Origin of the sequence: Okeania sp. SIO3B5, from assembly GCF_010692555.1 — a bacterium.
Classification (GTDB): Bacteria; Cyanobacteriota; Cyanobacteriia; order Cyanobacteriales; family Microcoleaceae; genus Okeania.
The window spans coordinates 1-3,193 of record NZ_JAAHHG010000779.1 but is presented as its reverse complement, the minus strand read 5'-3'; the positions used below and the strand labels follow the sequence as shown (position 1 = coordinate 3,193).

The following is a 3,193-nucleotide window of genomic DNA, read 5'->3' as shown; positions in this document are numbered from 1 at the left end:
TGGCTAGTAGAAGCGTACGCTCAACTTCAGAGCAAAAATTCATCTTTATTATCAACACAGGAGGAGGACATCACTTCTGTAAAAACTGCGGTCAAGGCTTCCTTGGCTGAAGAATCCCGCGTTCTCCCGTAGGGGAGCGTCGGGAGTATGTCAACATTGCAATATTATTCCTCATGCTAACTTAGCTTATTCTAGATTTCGGAAGTTCTAAAATCTTCTAACGAATGAAGGATAAATCAACCCTACCAAAGTTAGTACTTAAAGCAACGTGCATATTTTCTAGAGCTTTCACTAACCACATAACAGTTTCTCTAGTTTGTGATTCGTAATGGTTAAATAGTATAGAAAATCGTTTTTCTAAGTATGGTTTGACTCTATAGCAGACCAAAACTATTTTTAGTAGGAGGCCAGTTGTTGTTATCGGACCCAGGTTAGACATTAGATTTAGAAATAGAAAGTGTTGTGGTTTTTGGGTACTTTCTACAACTAGAAATCCTAACATTTGATTACAAGTTCTCATCAGCAAAGAATCGTTAAACTGTTTATCATTACTGTGAGACATAGTATTTTTCAACTGCTTATATAGTTTATTTTGGAACTGAGACTTAATAGATTTAGAATCTACATCAAAAGATGTACTTAAATATTCATAGAAGCTTTCTTTAAAAGAACCATAGGATTGAGGTTGTCTAACATGGGTTAGAAAACTTTTTGCATTATCTCGATAGTTATTACCGTTTTCAACTTTACCTACAAATTGCTTAATTGCTGATAATACTTCCCGATCACTCAAAAGAGTAGGATTTTGAATATTGTTGATGCCTTCCCAAGGAGATACTGTCAGGTTTGAAAGTGTAGCTCCTCTTTTAGAGGCAGTGGTTATTACTCTCTTTCTAATTGTATGAGTTACATATTTGGATAAGTCTATTTCAAATTTTCTTTGTTTATGTCGTTGAATTTTTCTGATAACTTGTTGATGTTCATAACTACTATCTGGGGTAACTAAACAATGTTGGTATAGGTAAGGATAACGTGGAATTAGAGTTCTTAAAGGTTGAGCTAGAGCACTATTAGTATTTCTACAACTTCCTGTCTCTTGGTTCATTAATTCTGTTAAGCGTTTTAAGGAGAGATATTGCTCGCTTTTTGTAAATGCTTGAACCAGTTCTAATAATTTTTTACTATTACGAGAACCGTAGTAGTTTCGACGTGCTTGTTTATTTTCGATTCGATCGAAAAGCTTCATTAAGTCTACTAAAACATCCTTTTTATAGTTGTAGGGTTGTTTTCTATTAATAACTATATGACAGCAGCGGTTTAAGATAAAATTAAATTCTTCTTCAATTTGTGGCAATGCTGTAATTCTGTCTAGTGCTTGAGATATTTCTCTGTTGGGATATCCAGAACCATTAATAAATAATATTCTAAATCTTTCAATTACTTCTGTTGAAGACTCTAGGTCTATCAATTGGATAAAATGATTATAGATATCTTGTTCATCTTGAGATTTGTATTTGTTATATTCGTCCAAAAGATTTTTCATTTTATATATTTCCTACCTACTTTAAGATTTTTATATTCCAGGGCTATTATGATTATTAATTAGCATCTATAAGTTTGTCTAAAACTGTATATTTAATTCCAAATTTAGGTGGATATTTACTTTACTATACTAGGTATCATTATTTATCTATAACTCAGTATTAATACCCCTTAGATTATTGTATACTTAACATTGGTATTCTGCAGTTGATTAATACTCATATTTTTAATTATCTTCAAAATTTACTGGATTTGTGTGAAGTTTCAGTAAAGATTTTGCTTCATTAAAAACTCTCATCGATGGGTTAACTTTGATTGTACTGAGTTATCGGTAGCATCTACTTCCCACTCCGTCATTTCAGTTATCAGTTATCAGTTATCAGTTATCAGTACCTCTAACTGAAACAAGAGGCTTAAAATAAGGAATATTCTCTTTCTCTTGTTCGATTAGAGATGGCGAGGAGAACTCGTCATCTCTCGACCGCTTTTTATCCCCTTAAAAGGGGAGGCTTTAGCCCACAACTTTGTCGGTAAAAATGTTTTGTTACTGATTGTAATATACATAAAGATAGTATAAATTTTCTAAAGCCTTAGACCGACAAAGTTTTAGTTATTTTGTCTTATGTCAGCTCTAAATTATGACAAAATTTACTAAACTTAAAAAAAGTTTTTTTCTCTTGAGAATTATTTATACTTTGTTATTTTTTCCTAGTTGCTTAGTTAGACCCAAAAAAATAAATTGACTTCAAATATCAATAAGTACTCTAATATAATTATTACACATATTTGAGTAGGACTGCCAATAGTTATGGTCTGTCACATTAACTTATCTCAATTAATTGAGGTCTTGAGTGCTACAACACTTACAAATTTTCAGATTCCTGAAAAAACATTAATTACAGGCATAAATACAGACACTCGTAACTTACAATCTGGTGAAGGATTTGTAGCATTACGAGGTGAAAAGTTTGATGGCCATAAGTTTGTGAAACAGGCAATAGAAAAAGGGGCTTCTTGCGTCATTGTTGAGGAAGAATATACCTTAAAAAATAGAGTTACACAACAGTCAAATAGCCTATCTATATTACAAGTAGAAAATACTTTAGAAGCTTATCAAAAAATTGCTCGCTGGTGGCGAGATAGGTTTGCTATTCCTGTAATTGCGGTCACTAAAAAACGAAGCAACATGGATTTATACTGTTGCGTAGTATCAACTTAGAATCCCCGTGACTTTAGTCCGGGGAGTAGTCAAATATCACTAAATATGGTATAAGTCAAGGGTACTAAAATTATGCTCATAGAGATATTAACCCTTTTCGCGGGTGCAGGACTTGAACAGGTAACCAGTGTCACATGGCATTGGGTAAGTAAATGGGCAGCAAAAAAAGCTGATGAAAAGAATCAAGTAATACAGACAGCGTTAGTAACTTCATATTGTAAGGCTTTACAGGTAATTCGTAAAGAATCTCAAGGACTACCTCAGTGGAGGCAAGATCGAGCTGAAATTGAAAACAGACTAACAGAAATGGAGAAAGATGCGCTAATGATACTAGATTTAGTGCAAAATAATGGCCGTGGGGCACATGGTTAAAGAAAAGCGCACCGCCTGCGCTGAGGTTTCCTTAGCGTAAAGACGGAGCAAGAAAGCTTG

General features: G+C 33.6%; 3 protein-coding genes. 2 read left to right on the top strand and 1 reads right to left on the bottom strand.

Features of this window, described 5'->3' with window-relative positions:
- Positions 1-217: 217 nt before the first annotated feature.
- Positions 218-1,543 (bottom strand): hypothetical protein, encoded by a 1,326-nt coding sequence (locus F6K54_RS42355; RefSeq protein ID WP_293090478.1) that lies wholly within the window; start codon positions 1,541-1,543, stop codon positions 218-220.
- Between the two features lie 807 nt (positions 1,544-2,350).
- Between F6K54_RS42355 and F6K54_RS42350 the strand changes: the two genes are divergently transcribed.
- Both F6K54_RS42350 and F6K54_RS42345 read left to right on the top strand, forming a co-directional pair.
- Positions 2,351-2,761, top strand: a complete 411-nt coding sequence (locus F6K54_RS42350) for a Mur ligase domain-containing protein (protein WP_293090477.1) — start codon at positions 2,351-2,353, stop codon at positions 2,759-2,761.
- A 72-nt stretch (positions 2,762-2,833) separates the two neighbouring features.
- Complete coding sequence (locus F6K54_RS42345; RefSeq protein WP_293090476.1) at positions 2,834-3,133, top strand: hypothetical protein; 300 nt, start codon at positions 2,834-2,836, stop codon at positions 3,131-3,133.
- The last annotated feature ends 60 nt before the right edge of the window (positions 3,134-3,193 follow it).